The sequence below is a fragment of the Halioglobus japonicus genome, from assembly GCF_001983995.1.
GTDB classification, from domain to species: Bacteria; Pseudomonadota; Gammaproteobacteria; order Pseudomonadales; family Halieaceae; genus Halioglobus; species Halioglobus japonicus.
Map to the genome: position 1 here is coordinate 2057930 of NZ_CP019450.1, position 17784 is coordinate 2075713.

Annotated in this window: 17 protein-coding genes and 2 pseudogenes; 18 read left to right on the forward strand and 1 reads right to left on the reverse strand. The window is 58.7% G+C overall.

Annotation, left to right across the window (positions count from 1 at the left end):
- Positions 1–23: 23 nt before the first annotated feature.
- Positions 24–344: a protein YgfX gene (locus BST95_RS09675; RefSeq protein WP_084199083.1), complete on the forward strand. Its 321-nt coding sequence runs from the start codon at positions 24–26 to the stop codon at positions 342–344.
- Here the strand turns inward: BST95_RS09675 and nadB are convergent.
- Positions 321–1921, reverse strand: a pseudogene (gene nadB / locus BST95_RS09680) (L-aspartate oxidase). The gene BST95_RS09675 and the pseudogene nadB sit on opposite strands and share 24 nt — an antisense overlap.
- A gap of 266 nt (positions 1922–2187) precedes the next feature.
- Between nadB and rpoE the strand changes: the two are divergent.
- From rpoE to BST95_RS09765, 17 genes and pseudogenes are all read left to right on the forward strand, one after another.
- Entirely contained in the window at positions 2188–2772 is a 585-nt protein-coding gene (gene rpoE, locus BST95_RS09685) for an RNA polymerase sigma factor RpoE (protein WP_066052496.1), read from the forward strand.
- A gap of 47 nt (positions 2773–2819) precedes the next feature.
- The gene (locus tag BST95_RS09690) at positions 2820–3416 is read left to right on the forward strand and encodes a sigma-E factor negative regulatory protein (RefSeq protein ID WP_084199084.1); all 597 of its coding nucleotides are present in this window, start codon (positions 2820–2822) and stop codon (positions 3414–3416) included.
- Between the two features lies 1 nt (position 3417).
- Complete coding sequence (locus BST95_RS09695) at positions 3418–4356, forward strand: MucB/RseB C-terminal domain-containing protein (RefSeq protein WP_084199085.1); 939 nt, start codon at positions 3418–3420, stop codon at positions 4354–4356.
- Between the two features lies 1 nt (position 4357).
- A complete protein-coding gene (locus BST95_RS09700) occupies positions 4358–4825 on the forward strand; it encodes a SoxR reducing system RseC family protein (protein ID WP_084199086.1) in 468 nt (155 codons plus the stop codon).
- A 23-nt stretch (positions 4826–4848) separates the two neighbouring features.
- Positions 4849–6242, forward strand: a pseudogene (locus BST95_RS09705) (DegQ family serine endoprotease).
- Positions 6243–6326: 84 nt separating this feature from the next.
- A complete protein-coding gene (gene lepA / locus BST95_RS09710) occupies positions 6327–8126 on the forward strand; it encodes a translation elongation factor 4 (protein ID WP_084199087.1) in 1800 nt (599 codons plus the stop codon).
- A gap of 21 nt (positions 8127–8147) precedes the next feature.
- Complete coding sequence (gene lepB / locus BST95_RS09715) at positions 8148–8987, forward strand: signal peptidase I (protein WP_084199088.1); 840 nt, start codon at positions 8148–8150, stop codon at positions 8985–8987.
- 45 nt (positions 8988–9032) lie between these two features.
- Positions 9033–9419 (forward strand): DUF4845 domain-containing protein, encoded by a 387-nt coding sequence (locus BST95_RS09720; RefSeq protein ID WP_084199089.1) that lies wholly within the window; start codon positions 9033–9035, stop codon positions 9417–9419.
- Positions 9416–10108 (forward strand): ribonuclease III, encoded by a 693-nt coding sequence (gene rnc / locus BST95_RS09725; protein ID WP_066052477.1) that lies wholly within the window; start codon positions 9416–9418, stop codon positions 10106–10108. The genes BST95_RS09720 and rnc overlap by 4 nt, the downstream gene beginning before the upstream one ends.
- Positions 10098–10997, forward strand: a complete 900-nt coding sequence (gene era, locus BST95_RS09730; RefSeq protein WP_066052475.1) for a GTPase Era — start codon at positions 10098–10100, stop codon at positions 10995–10997. Before rnc ends, era begins: the two co-directional genes overlap by 11 nt.
- A gap of 19 nt (positions 10998–11016) precedes the next feature.
- Positions 11017–11733, forward strand: a complete 717-nt coding sequence (gene recO / locus BST95_RS09735) for a DNA repair protein RecO (protein WP_066052472.1) — start codon at positions 11017–11019, stop codon at positions 11731–11733.
- A 4-nt stretch (positions 11734–11737) separates the two neighbouring features.
- Entirely contained in the window at positions 11738–12109 is a 372-nt protein-coding gene (gene acpS, locus BST95_RS09740) for a holo-ACP synthase (RefSeq protein ID WP_084199090.1), read from the forward strand.
- 40 nt (positions 12110–12149) lie between these two features.
- On the forward strand, positions 12150–13046 hold the full coding sequence (gene cysM, locus BST95_RS09745) for a cysteine synthase CysM (protein WP_084199091.1): 897 nt from the start codon (positions 12150–12152) through the stop codon (positions 13044–13046).
- A gap of 5 nt (positions 13047–13051) precedes the next feature.
- Positions 13052–15286: a GTP diphosphokinase gene (gene relA, locus BST95_RS09750; RefSeq protein ID WP_084199092.1), complete on the forward strand. Its 2235-nt coding sequence runs from the start codon at positions 13052–13054 to the stop codon at positions 15284–15286.
- Positions 15283–16095 carry a nucleoside triphosphate pyrophosphohydrolase gene (mazG, locus tag BST95_RS09755; RefSeq protein ID WP_084199093.1) on the forward strand — a complete coding sequence of 271 codons (813 nt, stop codon included), beginning with the start codon at positions 15283–15285 and terminating at the stop codon, positions 16093–16095. Before relA ends, mazG begins: the two co-directional genes overlap by 4 nt.
- Before the next feature lie 117 nt (positions 16096–16212).
- Positions 16213–16857: an adenylate kinase gene (adk, locus tag BST95_RS09760; RefSeq protein ID WP_084199094.1), complete on the forward strand. Its 645-nt coding sequence runs from the start codon at positions 16213–16215 to the stop codon at positions 16855–16857.
- A 146-nt stretch (positions 16858–17003) separates the two neighbouring features.
- Positions 17004–17756 carry a hypothetical protein gene (locus BST95_RS09765; protein ID WP_146004197.1) on the forward strand — a complete coding sequence of 251 codons (753 nt, stop codon included), beginning with the start codon at positions 17004–17006 and terminating at the stop codon, positions 17754–17756.
- The last annotated feature ends 28 nt before the right edge of the window (positions 17757–17784 follow it).

The following is a 17784-nucleotide window of genomic DNA, read 5'->3' on the forward strand; positions in this document are numbered from 1 at the left end:
GTGTAGCCTGTCTGGCTGCGTGCGTGCTGGTGGGCGCGGCCGGCCATATTGAGCTGGCGGCGTTATGTGCGCTGTTCATAGGTCTGTGGTCGCCGCAACTGGTGGCCCAGCCCTGGGTAGGCTGGCAGCTGGGGTGGCACGGGGGCGGGTGGACGTTGGATCGCGGCAACGGCAATGAGCCGGTGCAGTTGGAGCGCGCTTCAAGGATGGGCCCTGGGGGTATATACCTGTCCCTGCGTGATATGCGGGGTGTTCGCTACCCGGTGTGGATTCTGGCGGATGCTGTGCCCCACGAGGTCCGGCGCAGATTGCGCGTCAGGTTAACCCTGGAGCGGGGAGTTTAGCGGTCGCAGGATTGTGTCGTGTGCCTCTGGTAGCTGCTCCGGGTAGTCGAGGGTGTAGTGCAGTCCGCGACTTTCCTTGCGCTCAATGGCACAGCGAATCATTAGTTCGGCCACCATTGCCAGGTTACGCAGTTCCAGTAAATCGTTGCCCACCTTGTAGTTGCCGTAGTATTCGGCAATCTCAGACTGCAGTAACTGGACACGATGGAGTGCCCGCTGCAGTCGTTTGTCCGTGCGCACAATCCCTACGTAGTCCCACATAAAGCGACGCAGCTCATCCCAGTTGTGGGAGATAACCACGTCCTCGTCTGAATCGGTGACCTGGCTTTCATCCCAGCCGCGCGCCGGGGCCGGAGAGGGGAGCTCGGGCAATAACGCAGCGATATCATGAGCGGCCGACTCCGCGTAAACAATGCACTCCAGCAGCGAGTTTGACGCCATTCGATTGGCGCCATGCAGGCCCGTGGATGAGGCTTCACCGATGGCGTACAAGCCCTCTAGGTCGGTGCGCCCCGCGGTGTCGACGATGATCCCGCCACAGGTGTAGTGGGCAGCGGGCACCACCGGAATCGGCTCTTCCGCAATGTCGATACCGAATTCACGGCAGCGGCTCATCACAGTAGGAAAGTGGGCTTCGAGGAAGTCGCGTGGCTTGTGGGAGATATCCAGAAACACGCAGTCGGCACCGAGGCGTTTCATTTCGTGGTCGATGGCGCGGGCGACAATATCCCGGGGGCCAGTTCACCGCGTGGGTCGAAGCGGTCCATGAAGCGTTTGCCGTCGGGCAGCAACAGGTGGGCGCCTTCGCCACGCAGGGCCTCAGTGACCAGGAATGACTTGGCCTTGGGGTGGTAAAGACAGGTCGGGTGGAACTGGTTGAATTCCATATTGGCGACCCGGCAGCCGGCGCGCCAGGCCATCGCAATGCCGTCGCCGCTGGCGCCGTCGGGGTTGCTGGTATAGAGGTAGGCTTTGCTGGCCCCGCCGGTGGCCAGAACCACCGCCTTGGCCTGAAACAGCTCCACGTGCCCGGTATTGCGGTTGAGAATGTAGGCGCCCTGGCAGCGATCCTCGTGGCGAATCAGGTCGACGGCCACGCGATGGGTGAAAACTTCGATATTGTCGGCGGCCAGGGCCTGCTCAGTCAGTACCTCGGATATGGCCCTGCCGGTGCGGTCCGCCGCATGGATAATCCGCCGATGACTGTGGCCACCCTCCATCGTGAGGTGGAATTCACGGTCATCGGCGTCGGCCTGGTCCTGGCGCAAATCGAAGTCGACCCCTTGTTCGACCAGCCATTCGGTGCAGCGCCGGGAGTTGCGCACGGTAAACTCTACCGCCTCGCGGTCGCACAGACCGGCGCCGGCCGCCAGCGTGTCTTCCACGTGGGAATCGACCGTATCCCGGTCGTGCAGCACGGCCGCCATGCCACCCTGAGCCCAGTAGGTCGAGCCCTGATTCAGGTCGGCCTTCGACAGGAGTGCCACGCGGCAGTCTGCTGGCAGGTGCAAGGCCAGGCTCAGGCCTGCGGCACCGCTACCAATAACCAGGACGTCGTGCTTGTGAGTGGTGGGCATGGCGCGCTCGCTTGCTGCCTCGGAATGCGAAATATATGATGTGCCTCAACAACTTAGCCGGGTTGGGCACGGCCGGCTGCGAGTATATACGACCTCCGGTGTAATAAGGAATTCCCGCAGGGGAACTTTTCGATGCAAACAGTTTCATACAGGTGCCCAGCATTGTACCGGGCTGAACTTATGCCCGCGAAGACGGTCTACGCGGGTACACTACAGAAATATTATTGTCAGGGCGGTTTTGCCATGACCACGGAGGGGACAGGGGAGTGACGGCCGCCGAGACGGACCAGCAGCTTGTCGCGAGAGTGCAGAAAGGGGACCAACGGGCCTTCGATCTGCTGGTGCTCAAGTACCAGCACAAGATCATGAGCCTGATTGGCCGTTATGTGCACGATGCTGATGAGGTGCAGGACGTGGCCCAGGAAGCCTTTATCAAGGCTTATCGGGCGCTGCCCAAGTTCCGGGGCGACAGCCAGTTCTATACCTGGTTGTACCGGATTGCGGTAAACACGGCCAAGAACCATCTGGTGTCGCGCTCTCGCAGGCCACCGGGCTCCGACGTGGAAGTAGAAGATGCCGAGTATTACGAGGGCGGCGGTGCCCTGCGGGATATCGAGACCCCCGAAACCGCCCTGTTTGGCGCTGAGCTGAAGGCCGTGGTGGATGCCGCGATAGCCGATCTGCCAGATGATTTGCGTTCTGCGGTAACTTTACGTGAATTTGATGGTCTCAGTTATGAGGACATCGCCGACATCATGGAATGCCCGGTGGGAACGGTCAGATCGCGGATTTTCCGTGCTCGTGAAGCGATCGACACCAAGGTGAAAGAACAACTGGAGGGTCAGCATTGAATGCTGATACTCCCCGATAGACGCGTAACGACGCGAGGACAACACACATGAGTGACAAAATGCGGGAATCGCTCTCTGCCCTGATGGACGACGAGGCCAATGAGCTCGAGTTGCAGCGGGTACTTAAGCAGATTGAAGACGACGGCGAATTGCGCCAGACATGGCTGCGCTATCACGCCACCCGCTCGGTGATGACAGGGCAGGGCGTCGGTGATCTCAAGCTCGATATTTCGGCGCGGGTGCGCACCGCCATCAACGAGAGCGAGGCTGCACCGAGCCTGCGCCAGCGCATTGGTCGGCCATTCGCCAGCTTTGCGGTTGCCGCGTCTGTGGCGGCCACGGTGGTGCTGGGCGGTCAGCAGTTGGCCCAGATCAGCTCCGCTGACGACCCCTATGGCAGCCAGTCGGTGGCCACGGTAGGTTCGTCGCCCGTGGGCCTTGTGAATACCATGGGTGCCACTGCGGTCCAGGCCAGCTACGGCAACCAAGCCGTACCCTCGCTGCAGCCAGCGGGGAAAACCGCGTACAAGGAACTGGCCCGCCAGCGTATGGAAATGTACATGCAGGAGCATGCCGAACAGGCTGCGCTTAACAGTCCGCAGGGTCTGATGCCTTTCGCCCGGGTAGAGAAGATTCGCAAATAGTATGAGCGCAGCCCGCTTGCCCCGACTCGCGGCACTGGCCCTGGCGTTTGTCGCCGCGCCAGTGCTATCCGCCGATGATTGCGCAGACGTCAATCCGGCGGCCATTCAATGGCTGGACAAAATGTCCCGCAGTTCCGATCAGGTCAGTTATCAGGGTGTGGTTACCCTGCAGCGTGACAATGAGGATATGCAGGTCGTCCAGGTATCCCACACCGTTGACGGTGAGGCCATTTCCGATCGCATGACCCAGCTCACCGGGCAAGGGGCAGAGGTCACGCGCAAGCATAACCCATTGGATGCTGTGCACCCCGGACAGAAATTACTGCGCCTCGAGGGTGACAAGTGCGGCATTGCCGTCAATTACAAGCTAACCGTCACCGAAGGCGATCGCGTGGCAGGGCGTAAGTCTGTCCGTATCGCCGTGGCGCCTCGCGATATGTACCGCTACGGCCACATTATGGAACTTGACCGGGAAACCGGTCTGTTACTGAAGTCCGCCACGATTGGTCACGGCAATACCGTACTGGAGAAATTTCAGTTCGCAAGCCTGACCATCGAGGAATCTGTCGCTATCGATGCTGTGGCTGCTGCCGCGATGCCGGCTGCCACGGCAGCCCGCACGGTGCCCGAACCCACAGCAATCGCCGATAGCCATGGCTGGAAGGTGGGCTGGTTGCCGGCGGGCTTTACATCGACTGATCTCGCCGGGTCACCGCGCGGCCGCAAGACCTTTACCGACGGCCTGACGGTATTCTCGGTGTTTATCGAAGAGCTCGATCGCGAGATTCGTCCCGGCGAGGGCGTGGTGCGCAAGGGCAGTAGCACCTCCTATACCCGTGGTGTGAAGATTTCCGGCCAGCCCGTGTTGTTGACCGTCATCGGTGAAGTGCCAGTGAATACGGCGCGCATGGTCGCCGATTCGGTGGCCTGGGAGCGCTGATATGCTGTTTGAAACGGGCCGCGTGGTAGCCGTTGAAGACGACAGCGTCTGGGTCGAAACCATTCGCAAGACAACCTGTGGCAGCTGCGCGGCAAAAAGTGGTTGTGGCCACGGTGTGATGAACCGGATTTCCGAGGGGCAGCGCTCTCTGATTCGCGCCTTGCCCGGCAAGGTACACCCCCGCCAGTGCGCAGTGGATGACGAGGTTCGCATCAGCATTCCCGAGGAAGTGATACTGCGCGGTTCAATAATTGTCTATATGGTGCCGGTGCTCGGCATGCTGGCCTTGGCTACACTGGGGTCAGCATTCGCTGGCGATGTTGGCGGAGCGCTTGGCGCTGTTGCCGGCCTGGCCGCAGGTGTTGGCCTGGTGCGGTTGCACGCCCATCGCCATCGTCAGGACGCCAGTTTCCAGCCGGTGCTGGAAGAGGTTCTAAGCAGTTCTTCCCAGGCTCTGCGCCTGGGCTGACTTTTCGTTGTCACGAGGTAACTATGAAGGTATCCATTAAAAACACTCTGCTTTTGGTGATTGCGGCCGGGCTGCTGTTTGCTGCCCAGGTGCGCGCAGCCGGACTACCTGATTTTACCGAGATCGTGGGCGAGAGTTCTCCCGCTGTGGTCAAGATCATTGTTGAGGCAAGCGGCCCCCCGCAGGGGCAGGGGCCCCAGGAAGTGCCTGAATATCTGCGCCGCTTTTTCGAGTTCCGCGGCGATGGCGCGCCCCAGCGCCCCCGCATGGGTATGGGATCAGGTTTCATTATCGACGCGGATGGCCTGATTGTGACCAATGACCACGTGGTGTCCGGTGCCGACAAGGTACTGGTGCGGATGAGCGATCGCCGCGAGTTCGAAGCCGAGATTGTCGGTACAGATCCGCGCAGCGACCTCGCATTACTGCGTATCGATGCTGAGAAACTGCCCGTACTCGAGTTCGCCGACGCAGGCGAGTTGCAAGTGGGCGAATGGGTGCTGGCCATCGGTTCGCCATTCGGGCTCGATTACTCAGTGACTGCCGGTATCGTCAGTGCCAAGGGCCGCAGCCTGCCTACCGAAAATGGCGAGAATTATGTGCCCTTTATCCAGACCGATGTGGCCATTAACCCCGGTAATTCGGGTGGCCCGCTGTTTAACCTCGAAGGTGAGGTCGTGGGTGTGAATTCCCAGATATTCACCCGTAGTGGTGGTTCGATCGGTCTGTCCTTCGCTATTCCTGTCAGTGTGGTGCGCAACGTTGTGTCTCAGCTTGAGGAGCATGGCAAGGTGACTCGCGGCTGGCTGGGCGTGACCATTCAGGACGTGGACAAAAATCTGGCTGAGTCCTTTGGACTGGATCGGCCTCGCGGTGCCCTGGTAGTCCAGGTGGCCGAGGATGGTCCCGCGGATGAGGCGGGTCTGCGCGAGGGCGATGTGATTGTAACGTTCGATGGCAAGGATATACCCACTTCCTCCGACCTGCCGCATGTGGTGGGTCTGATCGCCCCGGGCGCCCGGGTGAGCACGGAAATCGTCCGCGATCGCAAGCGTCGGACCCTGAAGGTAGAGGTCGGCGGTCTCGCTGCCGATGACAGCTATGCGCTGGCCAGCGGCGGTGCAGAGGGCGATGAGGGGGGCGGATCGGCGTCGTTGTCGTCGAAGCGGATAACGAGATGCTGGAGCGCTGGAGCCTCAGTGGCGGTGTCGTGGTCCATGAGGTTGTGCCCGGTTCGCCGGCAGCCGAGGCGGGCGTGCGCCCGGGCGATGTGATTACCTTGATCGGTAATACGCCGGTGAAGAGCCTGGATGCCTTCGCCAGCGCTGTCGAGGGCCTGGAAGCAGGCGCTTCCGTGCCCCTGCGACTGACCCGTCGCGGCACGCCGCTGTTTATTGGATTACGCCTCGAGCAATAGCGGCGGGGGGCCGCTTGAGGTACAATCGCGCGTTTTTTGGGCGACCTGTTCCGGCCGCCCTGTAACCTTGTCAGGCCCGATTGCGTGAGCGACCTCCAACACATCCGAAATTTCTCCATCATTGCCCATATCGATCACGGCAAATCGACGCTGGCTGACCGCTTTATCCAGGCCTGCGGTGGTCTGTCCGATCGTGAGATGGAGCAGCAGGTGCTCGATTCCATGGATATCGAGCGCGAGCGCGGTATCACGATCAAGGCACAGAGTGTCACCCTGGATTACAAGGCCAGGAATGGCGAGACCTACCAGCTCAATTTCATTGATACCCCGGGCCACGTGGACTTTTCCTACGAAGTGTCACGTTCTCTTGCGGCCTGTGAGGGTGCTCTGTTAGTGGTAGATGCCGGGCAGGGGGTTGAAGCCCAGTCGGTTGCCAACTGCTACACCGCCATCGAGCAGGGGCTGGAAGTGCTGCCCATTCTCAACAAAATGGACCTGCCACAGGCCGACCCTGACCGGGTGAAGATCGAGATCGAGGAAATTATCGGCATCGATTCCACCAACGCTGTGCCCGTATCGGCGAAATCAGGTATGGGTATCGAGGATGCGCTGGAATATCTGGTTGAGGAAATTTCCCCGCCCGAGGGCGATCGCGATGCACCGTTACAGGCGCTGATTATCGACTCATGGTTCGATAATTATCTGGGCGTTGTCTCGCTGGTGCGTGTGAAGCAGGGGGTGCTGCGTAAGCGCGACAAAATTGTGGCCAAGAGCCAGGGCAAGGCGCATCAGGTGGACAGCGTCGGCATTTTTACGCCCAAGCGGCACGAGAAAGATTGCCTGATGGCCGGCGAAGTGGGCTTTGTTGTGGCTGGCATCAAGGATATTCACGGCGCGCCTGTGGGCGATACGCTGGTGCACGAAAAGCAGCAGGATGTGCCTGCGCTGCCCGGTTTCCAACAGGTCAAGCCCCAGGTATACGCGGGCATCTTTACGATTTCCTCTGATGACTACGAGGATTTCCGCGATGCGCTGGGCAAGCTCACGCTCAACGATGCCTCGCTGTTCTATGAGCCGGAGAGCTCTGACGCCCTTGGCTTTGGTTTTCGCTGTGGTTTCCTGGGCATGCTGCACATGGAAATTATCCAGGAGCGCCTGGAGCGCGAGTACGATCTTGATCTGATTACGACTGCGCCCACGGTAATCTATGAGGTGGTCACCAAAAACGGTGAAACCATTAAGGTCGATAACCCCTCATCACTACCGGACGTGGCTGATATCGAGGAGATGCGCGAGCCCATCGCCCGTTGCAATATTCTGGTCCCCCAGGATTATCTGGGTAATGTGATTACCCTGTGTGTAGAGAAGCGTGGTGTACAGAAGGACATGCAGTTCCTCGGCGCCCAGGTGCAGGTGGTATACGACATCCCCATGGCCGAAGTGGTGCTGGATTTCTTTGATCGCCTGAAATCGGTCAGCCGCGGCTATGCCTCTCTGGACTACAGTTTTGAGCGTTTTGAAACGGCTAAACTGTCGCGCCTGGACGTGCTGATTAACGGCGATCGCGTCGATGCGCTGGCAGTGATTGTCCACCAAGACCAGGTACAGTATCGCGGTCGTGCGCTGACCGAAAAAATGAAAGAGCTCATTCCAAGGCAGATGTTTGACGTGGCGATCCAGGCAGCCGTCGGCGGCAAGATTGTGGCGCGTACCACGGTGAAAGCCCTGCGCAAGAACGTCACCGCAAAATGTTATGGTGGCGACGCGACCCGAAAGAAGAAGCTGCTCGAGAAGCAGAAAGCGGGCAAGAAACGCATGAAGCAGGTAGGCAGCGTGGAAATCCCCCAGTCGGCTTTCCTCGCAGTACTTAAGGTAGACAGCTAGGACGGACCCTGAATGAGTGGTATGACAATCGATTTTCCCCTGATCCTGGTCATCCTGGTCGGCGGTACCGGCCTGGTATGGCTGCTGGATGCGCTGTTTCTGGCCCCAGGGCGACGCAAGACCATTGCTGGACTGCAGGAGCAGTACCCGGATTGGGAGGCAGAGGGCAGCCCGCAGCGAGAGCAGTTTCGCGCCGGCGTAGCCAGCCAGGCTGCGGAGCCGGTGGTGGTCGAATATGCGCGGTCGTTCTTCCCGGTCTTGTTTGTGGTGTTCGTGTTGCGCTCGTTTCTGGTCGAGCCGTTCCAGATTCCGTCGTCGTCCATGGTTCCCACGCTGCAGGTGGGCGATTACATCCTGGTGAACAAGTTCACCTACGGCATCCGCCTTCCGGTAACGCGCACCAAAGTCGCGGACCTGAATGAACCGGAGCGCGGTGATGTGATGGTGTTTTTCCCGCCCCACATGAATGACACCTACTACATCAAACGCGTGGTCGGTTTGCCCGGGGACACGGTGAGTTACCGCAATAAGCGCCTGTTTGTGAATGGCGAACAGGTCAGTCGCGAAGAAGTGGCCATTATTCCGGGTCCCAATGTGCGTCAGCGTGTTGGTCTTGAGACGCTGGGCGAGGCCCGCCATCTGATGCAGGTCGACGAGGGCCGCATGCCCCGTGACTTCACGGTGCTGGTGCGTCCGGGACACTACTTCATGATGGGCGACAATCGCGACAATAGCTCCGATAGTCGCGTTTGGGGTCAGGTCCCCGAAAAGGATATAGTAGGCAAGGCTTTCGCGATCTGGATGCACTGGGACTCGTTCCTGAGTATCCCCAGCTTCAGCCGCGTTGGCCTGATTGAATGACTATAATTAATTAGCAGCAAACGGAATAGCTCAGGGGAAGCGGATATGCGTCAACGTCAACGTCAAGCAGGTATGGGCCTGTTCGGTGGTCTGATCATCGCCATGATGGCCGGTTTTTATGTGCTTTGCATCGTGAAAATTGTCCCGGTGTACTCTGAGTATGAGTCCATCAAACACATCCTCACAACGATCTCCGACGAACACAAACCCAATGTGACGACCATTGGCGAGATGCGTCGGCGCCTGGCCAACCTGTTTAACTCCAACCAGATCAAGGCGATCAAGGTGAAGGACGTCCAGTTCTATCGCAAGGGCGGCAAGATGTATATCGATGGCCGCTACGAGGGCCGGGTCAATGCCATCGCCAATCTCGATCTGGTGCTGCGTTTTGACGACCTGCTGTTCGTGGCGGGACAGCCCAACGTCAAGTGAATGACCGCGAGCTAAAGGCCGCGCGCCTGCAGCGCGCTCTCGGTTATGAGTTTGCAGACCGCAGTCTGCTTGAGCTGGCGCTGACCCATCGTAGCGCCGGTAACCGCAACAATGAGCGGCTGGAGTTTCTCGGCGACTCCATCGTAAATCACATCATTGCCGAACAGCTTTACCACAAGTTTCCCGATGCCCGCGAGGGAGATATGAGTCGCATGCGCGCCGCCCTGGTTAAAGGTGACACCCTGGCGGAGGTAGCTCAGGAATTGGAGCTGGGTGAGCATTTGACCCTCGGCGCCGGCGAGCGCAAGAGCGGTGGAAGGCGACGTACGTCTATTCTCGCGGATGCCCTGGAGGCCGTGACCGGCGCTATTTTACTCGACAGCGATGTCGAAACCTGTCGCCGCTGTGTGCTGGCCTGGTTTAGTACGCGACTTGAAGAACTGGACCTGGGCAGCGCGGGTAAGGACGCCAAGACCAGTCTGCAGGAGTACTTGCAGGGGCGTGGCAAGCCACTGCCCGAGTACGAATTACTCGGTGTGCTCGGCGATGATCACAATCAGCAGTTCCATGTCGCCTGCCGTCTCACCAAGCCGGCGCTGGTGGTGGAAGGTGCGGGGAGCAGTCGTCGCAAGGCCGAGCAGGCCGCTGCTCGCACTGCGCTTGAGAGGTTGAACGCCTATGGCAAGTGAATCCAAACGCTGTGGCTATGTCGCCATTGTCGGGCGCCCGAACGTGGGCAAGTCTACGCTGCTCAATCACATACTCGGCCAGAAAATCAGTATCACCTCGCGCAAGCCCCAGACGACCCGCCACCAGGTGCTGGGCATTAAGACCGAGGACGATCACCAGATTATTTTTGTCGACACACCCGGGCTGCACAAGGCCGCTGAGAAGGCCATCAACCGCTATATGAACCGAGCTGCGAGTTCGGCGATCAAAGATGTGGATCTGGTGCTGTTTCTGGTTGACCGCACCGCTTGGACCGACGAGGACGAAATGGTCCTGCAACAGGTGGTGCAATCGGGTCTGCCAGCGGTACTGGTGGTGAACAAGGTAGACCTGCTGGACGATAAGGCCGTATTGCTGCCCCACCTGCAGATGCTGGCCGATAAAGCCGATTTCAAGGCGGTGATTCCTGCTTCGGCGCTGCGGCAGCACAACGTCGATGAACTGGAGGCAGAGATTCTCAAATACCTGCCGGAGTCAGAGCACTTTTTTCCTGAAGAACAGATTACCAACCGCAGCCAGCGCTTTCTTGCCGCGGAGATCGTGCGCGAAAAAATCATGCGCCAGTTGGGCGACGAGTTGCCCTACGCTGTGACCGTGGAAATCGAAGAGTTTGCCTACGACGAGGGCATTGTGCATATCTCCGCGCTGATTCTTGTCGAGCGCGACGGACAGAAAAAAATCATTATTGGTGAGAAGGGCAGTCGTCTGCGTTCGATCGGCACTGAAGCGCGCCGAGATATGGAGCGCTTGTTCGATAATAAAGTGATGCTGCGGCTGTGGGTGAAAGTCAAATCGGGTTGGTCTGACGATGAGCGCGCTTTGCGCAGTCTCGGCTACGACGATATCTGAACCGTCGCCGGTGTAGCCCATGCGAGTATCGCTGCAACCAGGCTACGTGCTGCACAGCCGCCCCTATCGGGATTCGAGTAACCTTCTGGAAGTCTTTTCCGCCGAACACGGCCGCGTCAGTCTTGTGGCCAAGGGAGCACGGCGCAAAACCCGCGGTGGCAGCCAGGCGGCGCTGCTGCAGCCATTTTCACCACTGTTGATCAGTTTTACCGGTCGCTCCGAGCTCAAGACCCTTACCCAGGTGGAGTCGGCGGGGCCCGCCACCCACTTGCGCAGTGAACGTCTCTACAGCGGCCTTTACCTGAATGAGATCCTGGTGCGTCTGTTGCATCGCCACGACCCTCATCCGCGCTTGTTTGCAGGCTATGCCGCCGCCGTGCAAGCCCTGGGTGAGGGTGTCGATGTGGAGCACGTGCTGCGGCGCTTCGAACTACAGCTGCTCGACGAACTGGGATATCGGCTGGATCTGGACCGGGAGGGCAGCAGCGGCGAACCGCTCGATGCAGCCACGTGGTACCTTTTCGATCCGGACACAGGCCTGCTGCCTTGCGCCGGCAGCAATGCCCAGAATCGCCCCGCTTATCTGGGCGAGGATTTACTGCAAATAGCCGCCGGGGTGTTCGATGGCAGCGCTCGGCTGACGGCGCGTCGATTGATGCGCCAGGCGCTGGCAGTGCACCTGGGAGACGCACCCTTGCGCAGTCGCGAGTTGTTTCGCGCCCAACCACAGGAGTGATTGAGTGATAGCGATAGGCACCGATATTCTGAAATTCGAGCGCATCGACGAGGTGTTGGGGCGCCTGGGTGATCGCTTTGTTGAGCGGATCCTGACCCCCGAGGAGCGTGTGGAATACGTCGCCAGTTCGCGTCCTGGCAATTTGCTCGCCAAGCGCTTTGCGGCCAAAGAGGCGGTTGCAAAATGCCTGGGAACGGGTATTGGGCGGGGGGTGAGTTGGCAGGATATATGCATAGTTCACGATGAGAACGGGGCCCCCGGTGTGGTGCTCAGTGGCGGCGCACTGGAAGTGGCCAGGACCCGGGGCGGTGCCAGGGTTTTGCTCAGCCTGGCAGATGAAACCGACTGTGTCGTTGCCTTTGCGGTGTTGTCCTGAGCCTGTACACTGCGCGGTGCGAAATAGAATGTGAAAAGCAATGCCTGACTATCCAACGATAGAAGCCTGTATTGGCAATACTCCCCTTGTGCGCCTGCAGCGCCTACCCGGTGAGACCAGTAACACGCTGTTGGTCAAGCTGGAGGGGAATAACCCGGCTGGCTCGGTTAAAGACCGTCCTGCCATCAGCATGATCGCTCAGGCTGAAGCCCGCGGCGATATCCAGCCCGGCGATACTCTGATAGAAGCCACCAGTGGCAATACCGGCATTGCCCTGGCCATGGCCGCAGCCATTCGCGGCTATCCGCTCACGCTGATTATGCCCTCGCATATGAGTGATGAGCGCAAACTGTCCATGTCCGCCTATGGCGCCACATTGGTCGAAGTTTCCCAGGAGGAGGGCATGGAAGGCGCCCGGGATCTGGCTATGGCGATGCAGGCTCGCGGCGAGGGTCGGGTGCTGGATCAGTTCGCCAACCCGGACAACCCGCGCGCCCACCTGACCGGCACAGGGCCGGAGATCTGGCAGCAGACCGACGGCACCATCACGCACTTTGTCAGTTCAATGGGCACGACAGGCACCATAATGGGGACCTCGGCCTACCTCAAACAGCAGAATCCCGACATCCAGATTGTCGGCCTGCAACCCGAAGATGGTTCCAGTATCCCTGGGATTCGCCGCTGGCCGGAGGCTTATCTACCGGCGATCTATGATGCCGCCCGAGTCGATCGGGTGCTCGATATTTCCCAACCGGAATCTGAGCGGGTCATGCGCCGAATGGCCGCCGAGGAGGGAATTTTCTGTGGCGTCTCTTCAGGCGGGGCCGTGGCCGGAGCGCTGCGCCTGTCGGCGGAGCTTGAGAATGCCGTCATCGTGGCCATTATTTGCGATCGCGGCGACCGCTACTTATCGACCGGCGTGTTCGCAGGGTCCTGAATTACATGGTCCAGGTTCGCAAACAACTTCCCGACCCCGCCAGTGGCGCAGCCGTTGACCTCGATGAGTGGGTTGAACACCTGGCCATCAGCCTCGATGACCAGGATGGAGGCCAGTTGCTGGAAGCCTGTCGATTGCTGCAGCAATTGGCGGCAGGCGAGGGCGAAGACCCCGGCGACTGGGCGACCGAAAGCGACTGTTTCGCGGCGGGGCTGGACACCGCACTGATTCTCGCGGAGCTGCACGTGGGGGCCTCCTGCCTGGTAGCCGGTGTGCTCTATCGGGCTGTGCGCGAGAAGCGAATTACCCTCGAAGAGGTGGGAGCCCGGTTCGGTGAAGAGGTAGAGGAGCTGTTACAGGGCGTATTGCGCATGGCTGCCATCGGCGAGCTGCGCCTGCACCAGGAGCATCCCGTGCTAGGCCAGGCACACGCCCAGAAAGACAACATACGCAAGATGTTGATTGCGCTCGTGGACGATGTGCGGGTGGCGCTGATCAAACTGGCGGAGCGGACCTGCGCGATCCGCGCGGTGAAGAATGACGAGGAGCGCCGTGAACTGGTCGCCCGGGAAGTCTTTGACGTGTATGCACCGCTGGCTCACCGGCTCGGCATTGGTCATCTCAAGTGGGAGCTTGAGGACTTGTCGTTCCGCTACATCTACACCGATGCCTATCGCAAAATTGCCCGGCTGTTGGACGGCAAGCGCCTGGAACGCGATCAGTTTATCGTCGAGGTTAAAGAGTTGCTCAGTCGCGTCCTCGGTGGCGCTGGCCTTGAATTTGAAATCGAGGGTCGGGCGAAACACATTTACAGTATCTGGCGCAAAATGCAGCGCAAGGGTATTGGCTTTTCTCAGGTTTACGATATTCGCGCGGTGCGCATCCTGGTACCAGAGGTGAAGGACTGTTACGCGACGCTGGGGCTGGTGCATGGCCTGTGGCGCAACATTCCCAATGAGTTTGACGACTATATCGCCAACCCAAAAGAGAACGGCTATCGCTCACTGCATACCGCGGTAATCGGCCCGGAAGGAAAAATTCTGGAAGTACAGATCCGCACCCACCAGATGCATGAAGAAGCCGAGCTCGGGGTTTGTGCGCACTGGCGCTACAAGGGCTCTGATGGTGGTGATGGCATGGCCAGCACCTACGAGGAAAAAATTGCCTGGTTGCGCCAGGTACTCGATTGGCATGAGGAAACGGGTGACGCCGACGAGGTCGCCGAGCAATTCAGCTTCAATGTCGCTCAGGATCGGGTGTATGTCTTTACGCCAGATGGCGATGTCGTCAATCTCGCCCACGGCGCGACACCGCTGGATTTCGCCTATCACGTCCATACGGAAGTCGGTCATCGTTGTCGCGGCGCTAAAGTCAACGGATCGATCGTGCCCCTTACCTATGAGCTCAAGACCGGTGAGCGAGTTGAAATTCTCACCAGTAATGAAGGCCAGCCCAAGCGCGACTGGCTGCAGCCGGGGCTGGGCTATCTGCGCACCTCTCGGGCGCGAGCCAAGGTGCAGCACTGGTTCCGGTCCCAGGCGCGCGAGGAAAATATTGCCGCCGGGCGTCAGTTGCTGGAGCGGGAGTTCAGGCGTCTGGCGCTTACCAGCGTCGACTACCAGCGCATCACTCGCAAAGTCAGTGCGAAATCCGTTGAGGACATGTTTGCGTTGGTCGGCTCCGGGGAACTCGCCTCCAGCCAGGTCCTGAATGCCGCCCAGGGCCTGGTAGAACGCCGCCCCGAACCCGAGCTCAAGCTGGCCCGGCCGGGTGCGACCCGCTACCGTAGCGAGGTGCAGGTGCATGGTGTTGGTAACCTGCTCAATCACATGGCGGGTTGTTGCAAGCCGCTGCCCGGCGACGCCATTACCGGGTTCATTACCCAGGGTCGCGGCGTCAGTATTCACCGCACGGATTGCGCACGCCTCGTAAAACTCCAGGAGGCATCTCCGGAGCGGGTGATTGAAGTCGAATGGGGTGGCGCGCCCACCGATAACTACGAAGTGGATGTGGCGATTGAAGCCTATGATCGCCACGGTCTGCTGCGCGATATTACCGGCTTATTCGCCAACGCCCATATCAATGTGTTGTCGATCAATACCCAGACCAACAAGAAGTCTCACACTGCGACCATGCGCCTGCGGGTTGAAGTGCCAAATCTGGCGTCGCTATCCAAGCTTTTGGAGCGGATCAACCGTTTGCACAATGTGATTTCCGCGAATCGGTGCACAGCTGAATGAGCCGCAGTCAATATACGATCGACGATTTGCTCAGGGTGATGGAGCGTTTACGCGATCCGGAGCACGGCTGTCCCTGGGACCTCAGGCAGGACTTCGCCAGTATCGTGCCGTCGACGCTGGAAGAGTGCTACGAACTGGCGCACGCCATTGAAGAACAGGATTTCGGTCATGTTGCCGAGGAGCTTGGCGATGTGTTGTTCCAGGTGATTTTCTACAGTCAGCTGGGGCGAGAGCAGCAGTTGTTCGAATTTGGCGAAATTGTCGATACCCTGGTTGCGAAACTGGTACGGCGTCACCCGCACGTGTTCGCCAATGGTGATATCGAAGGAGTCGTCGGCGGTAATATCACTGAAGCTGAGGTCAACGCCAGCTGGGAAGCCATAAAACAGCAGGAGCGTGGCGAGCGTGACCTTCATGACATCCTGGCGGATGTCCCGGTAGCGCTGCCGGCACTGCCGCGGGCACAAAAGCTGCAGAAGCGGGCTGCCTCAGTCGGCTTTGACTGGCCGGATGTGGAGCCGGTGCTGGAAAAACTGGAGGAAGAAATCGGTGAATTGCGGGCTGCACTTCGTGAGGGAGAGGCTGCCGAGATTGAATCCGAGATGGGAGATGTGCTGTTTTCCGGCGTCAATCTGGCCCGTCACCTAAAGCTGGATGCCGAAACGACTTTGCGCCGCGCCTCGAGTAAATTCGAGCAGAGATTCCAAGCTATGGAGAAAATAGCGCGCAAGAATGGCGAGTCTCTCGACCAGCTCGACGAGGCTGCTCTGGACGCCCTTTGGGAGCGTGCCAAGGCCGCTCGGTCCTAGCGAAAGGTAGGGGTTGTATCCGCGCAACCCGCTGTGTATGGTTACTTTCCTCCCACGTTACCAACCTAGCCAAGCCGCTGTTGACGGCGGCCGATATTATCACGAGGAACCTCGTCAATGCGTTTGATTTTGCTGGGCGCCCCGGGCGCCGGAAAAGGCACCCAGGCCCAATACATTACCGAAAAATTCGGTATTCCCCAGATTTCCACCGGCGACATGCTCCGTGCCGCGGTCAAGGCTCAAACCCCGCTGGGCATCGAAGCCAAGCAAGTGATGGATGCCGGCGGTCTGGTGTCAGACGACATCATTATTGGTCTCGTGAAAGAACGTATCGCTGAAGACGATTGTGCCTCTGGTTTTCTGTTTGATGGTTTTCCCCGCACGATCCCCCAGGCTCAGGCCATGGTGGAAGAGGGTGTCAGTATTGATCATGTCGTTGAGATTGCCGTGGACGACGAAGAGATTGTGTCCCGCATGAGTGGCCGTCGTGTACACCCGGGCTCTGGTCGCGTCTATCACGTTATTCACAATCCGCCGAAGACTGAAGGCGAGGATGATGAGACCGGCGAAGCACTAGTGCAGCGTGACGATGATCAGGAAGAGACTGTTCGCAAGCGCCTGGAAATTTATCACGAACAAACCAGTCCACTGGTCGACTTTTATCAGGATATGACGGGCAGCGATGCGCCTGCCTATCACCGAATAGAAGGTGTGGGCAGTGTCGAACAAATTCGCGATCGCGTATTCGACGAACTTGGTTGAAGCGTAAAAACGGTTTTTGCAGTAGAAAAGGAGCCGCCGGCTCCTTTTTTTTGCCTATGAAAAACCGTTTGCATTTGTTGTAAGCCTTTAACTTTGTTGCTATTTTTGAATTGCGTTACCTAATAACTTCCCTGGAGATGAACGTAATGGCAACGGCAAAAAAGAAAACTACAGCAAAAAAGGCGCCGGCTTCCCGTAAAAAGGCACCGGCTAAGAAGCGTCCAGCAGCTAAGAAAACAGCAGCAAAACGCAAAGCAGTAGCGAAAAAACAAGCAGTATCTCCCGCAGTAGCGAAAGCTACTGAAGCTCTGGCTAAAGTTCAAAAGGCTTTGGATGCAGAGAAGAAGTCGCTTGCAGGCGCGCGTAAGAAGTTGGAAGCAGCGCGTAAGCAGGCAGCCAAAAAAGCCACAGCAGCTAACAAACGTGCTGTGAAAAGTGCACAAAATGCTTCTGCCAAGAACAGTGCGCGTATTAAGGCCATGCGTGAAAAAATGGCTGACGCCAAAAATCGGCTGGCTGATACGGCCGAAGCGGCTCGCCTGAAGGCACTCAAAGTTGCGGCAGACGAGAAATTGAAAGTACGTAAAGCCGAACTGGCAGCTAAAGCTGAAGCAGACAAAGCCATTGCCATGGCCAAAGCTGCTGAAAGTTGGGTGAAAGCTCGCGCCAAGGCAGACGCCAAAAAGCTGACTGACCTGGAGAAAAAACTGGCCAAGCAATTGAGTTTGGCAGAGAAGAAGTCTGCTGCCAAAGCCAAGGCCGCAGCCAAGAAAAAGTCGGCGCCTAAGAAAAAAGCTGCAGCGAAGAAAAAGCCCGCAGTCAAAAAGGCAGCTCCTAAGAAAAAAGCAGTAGCCAAGAAAAAGGCAGCGCCAAAGAAAAAAGCAGCGAAGAAGAAGTAAACGCCGCGAGTTTGTATGAGAAACCTGC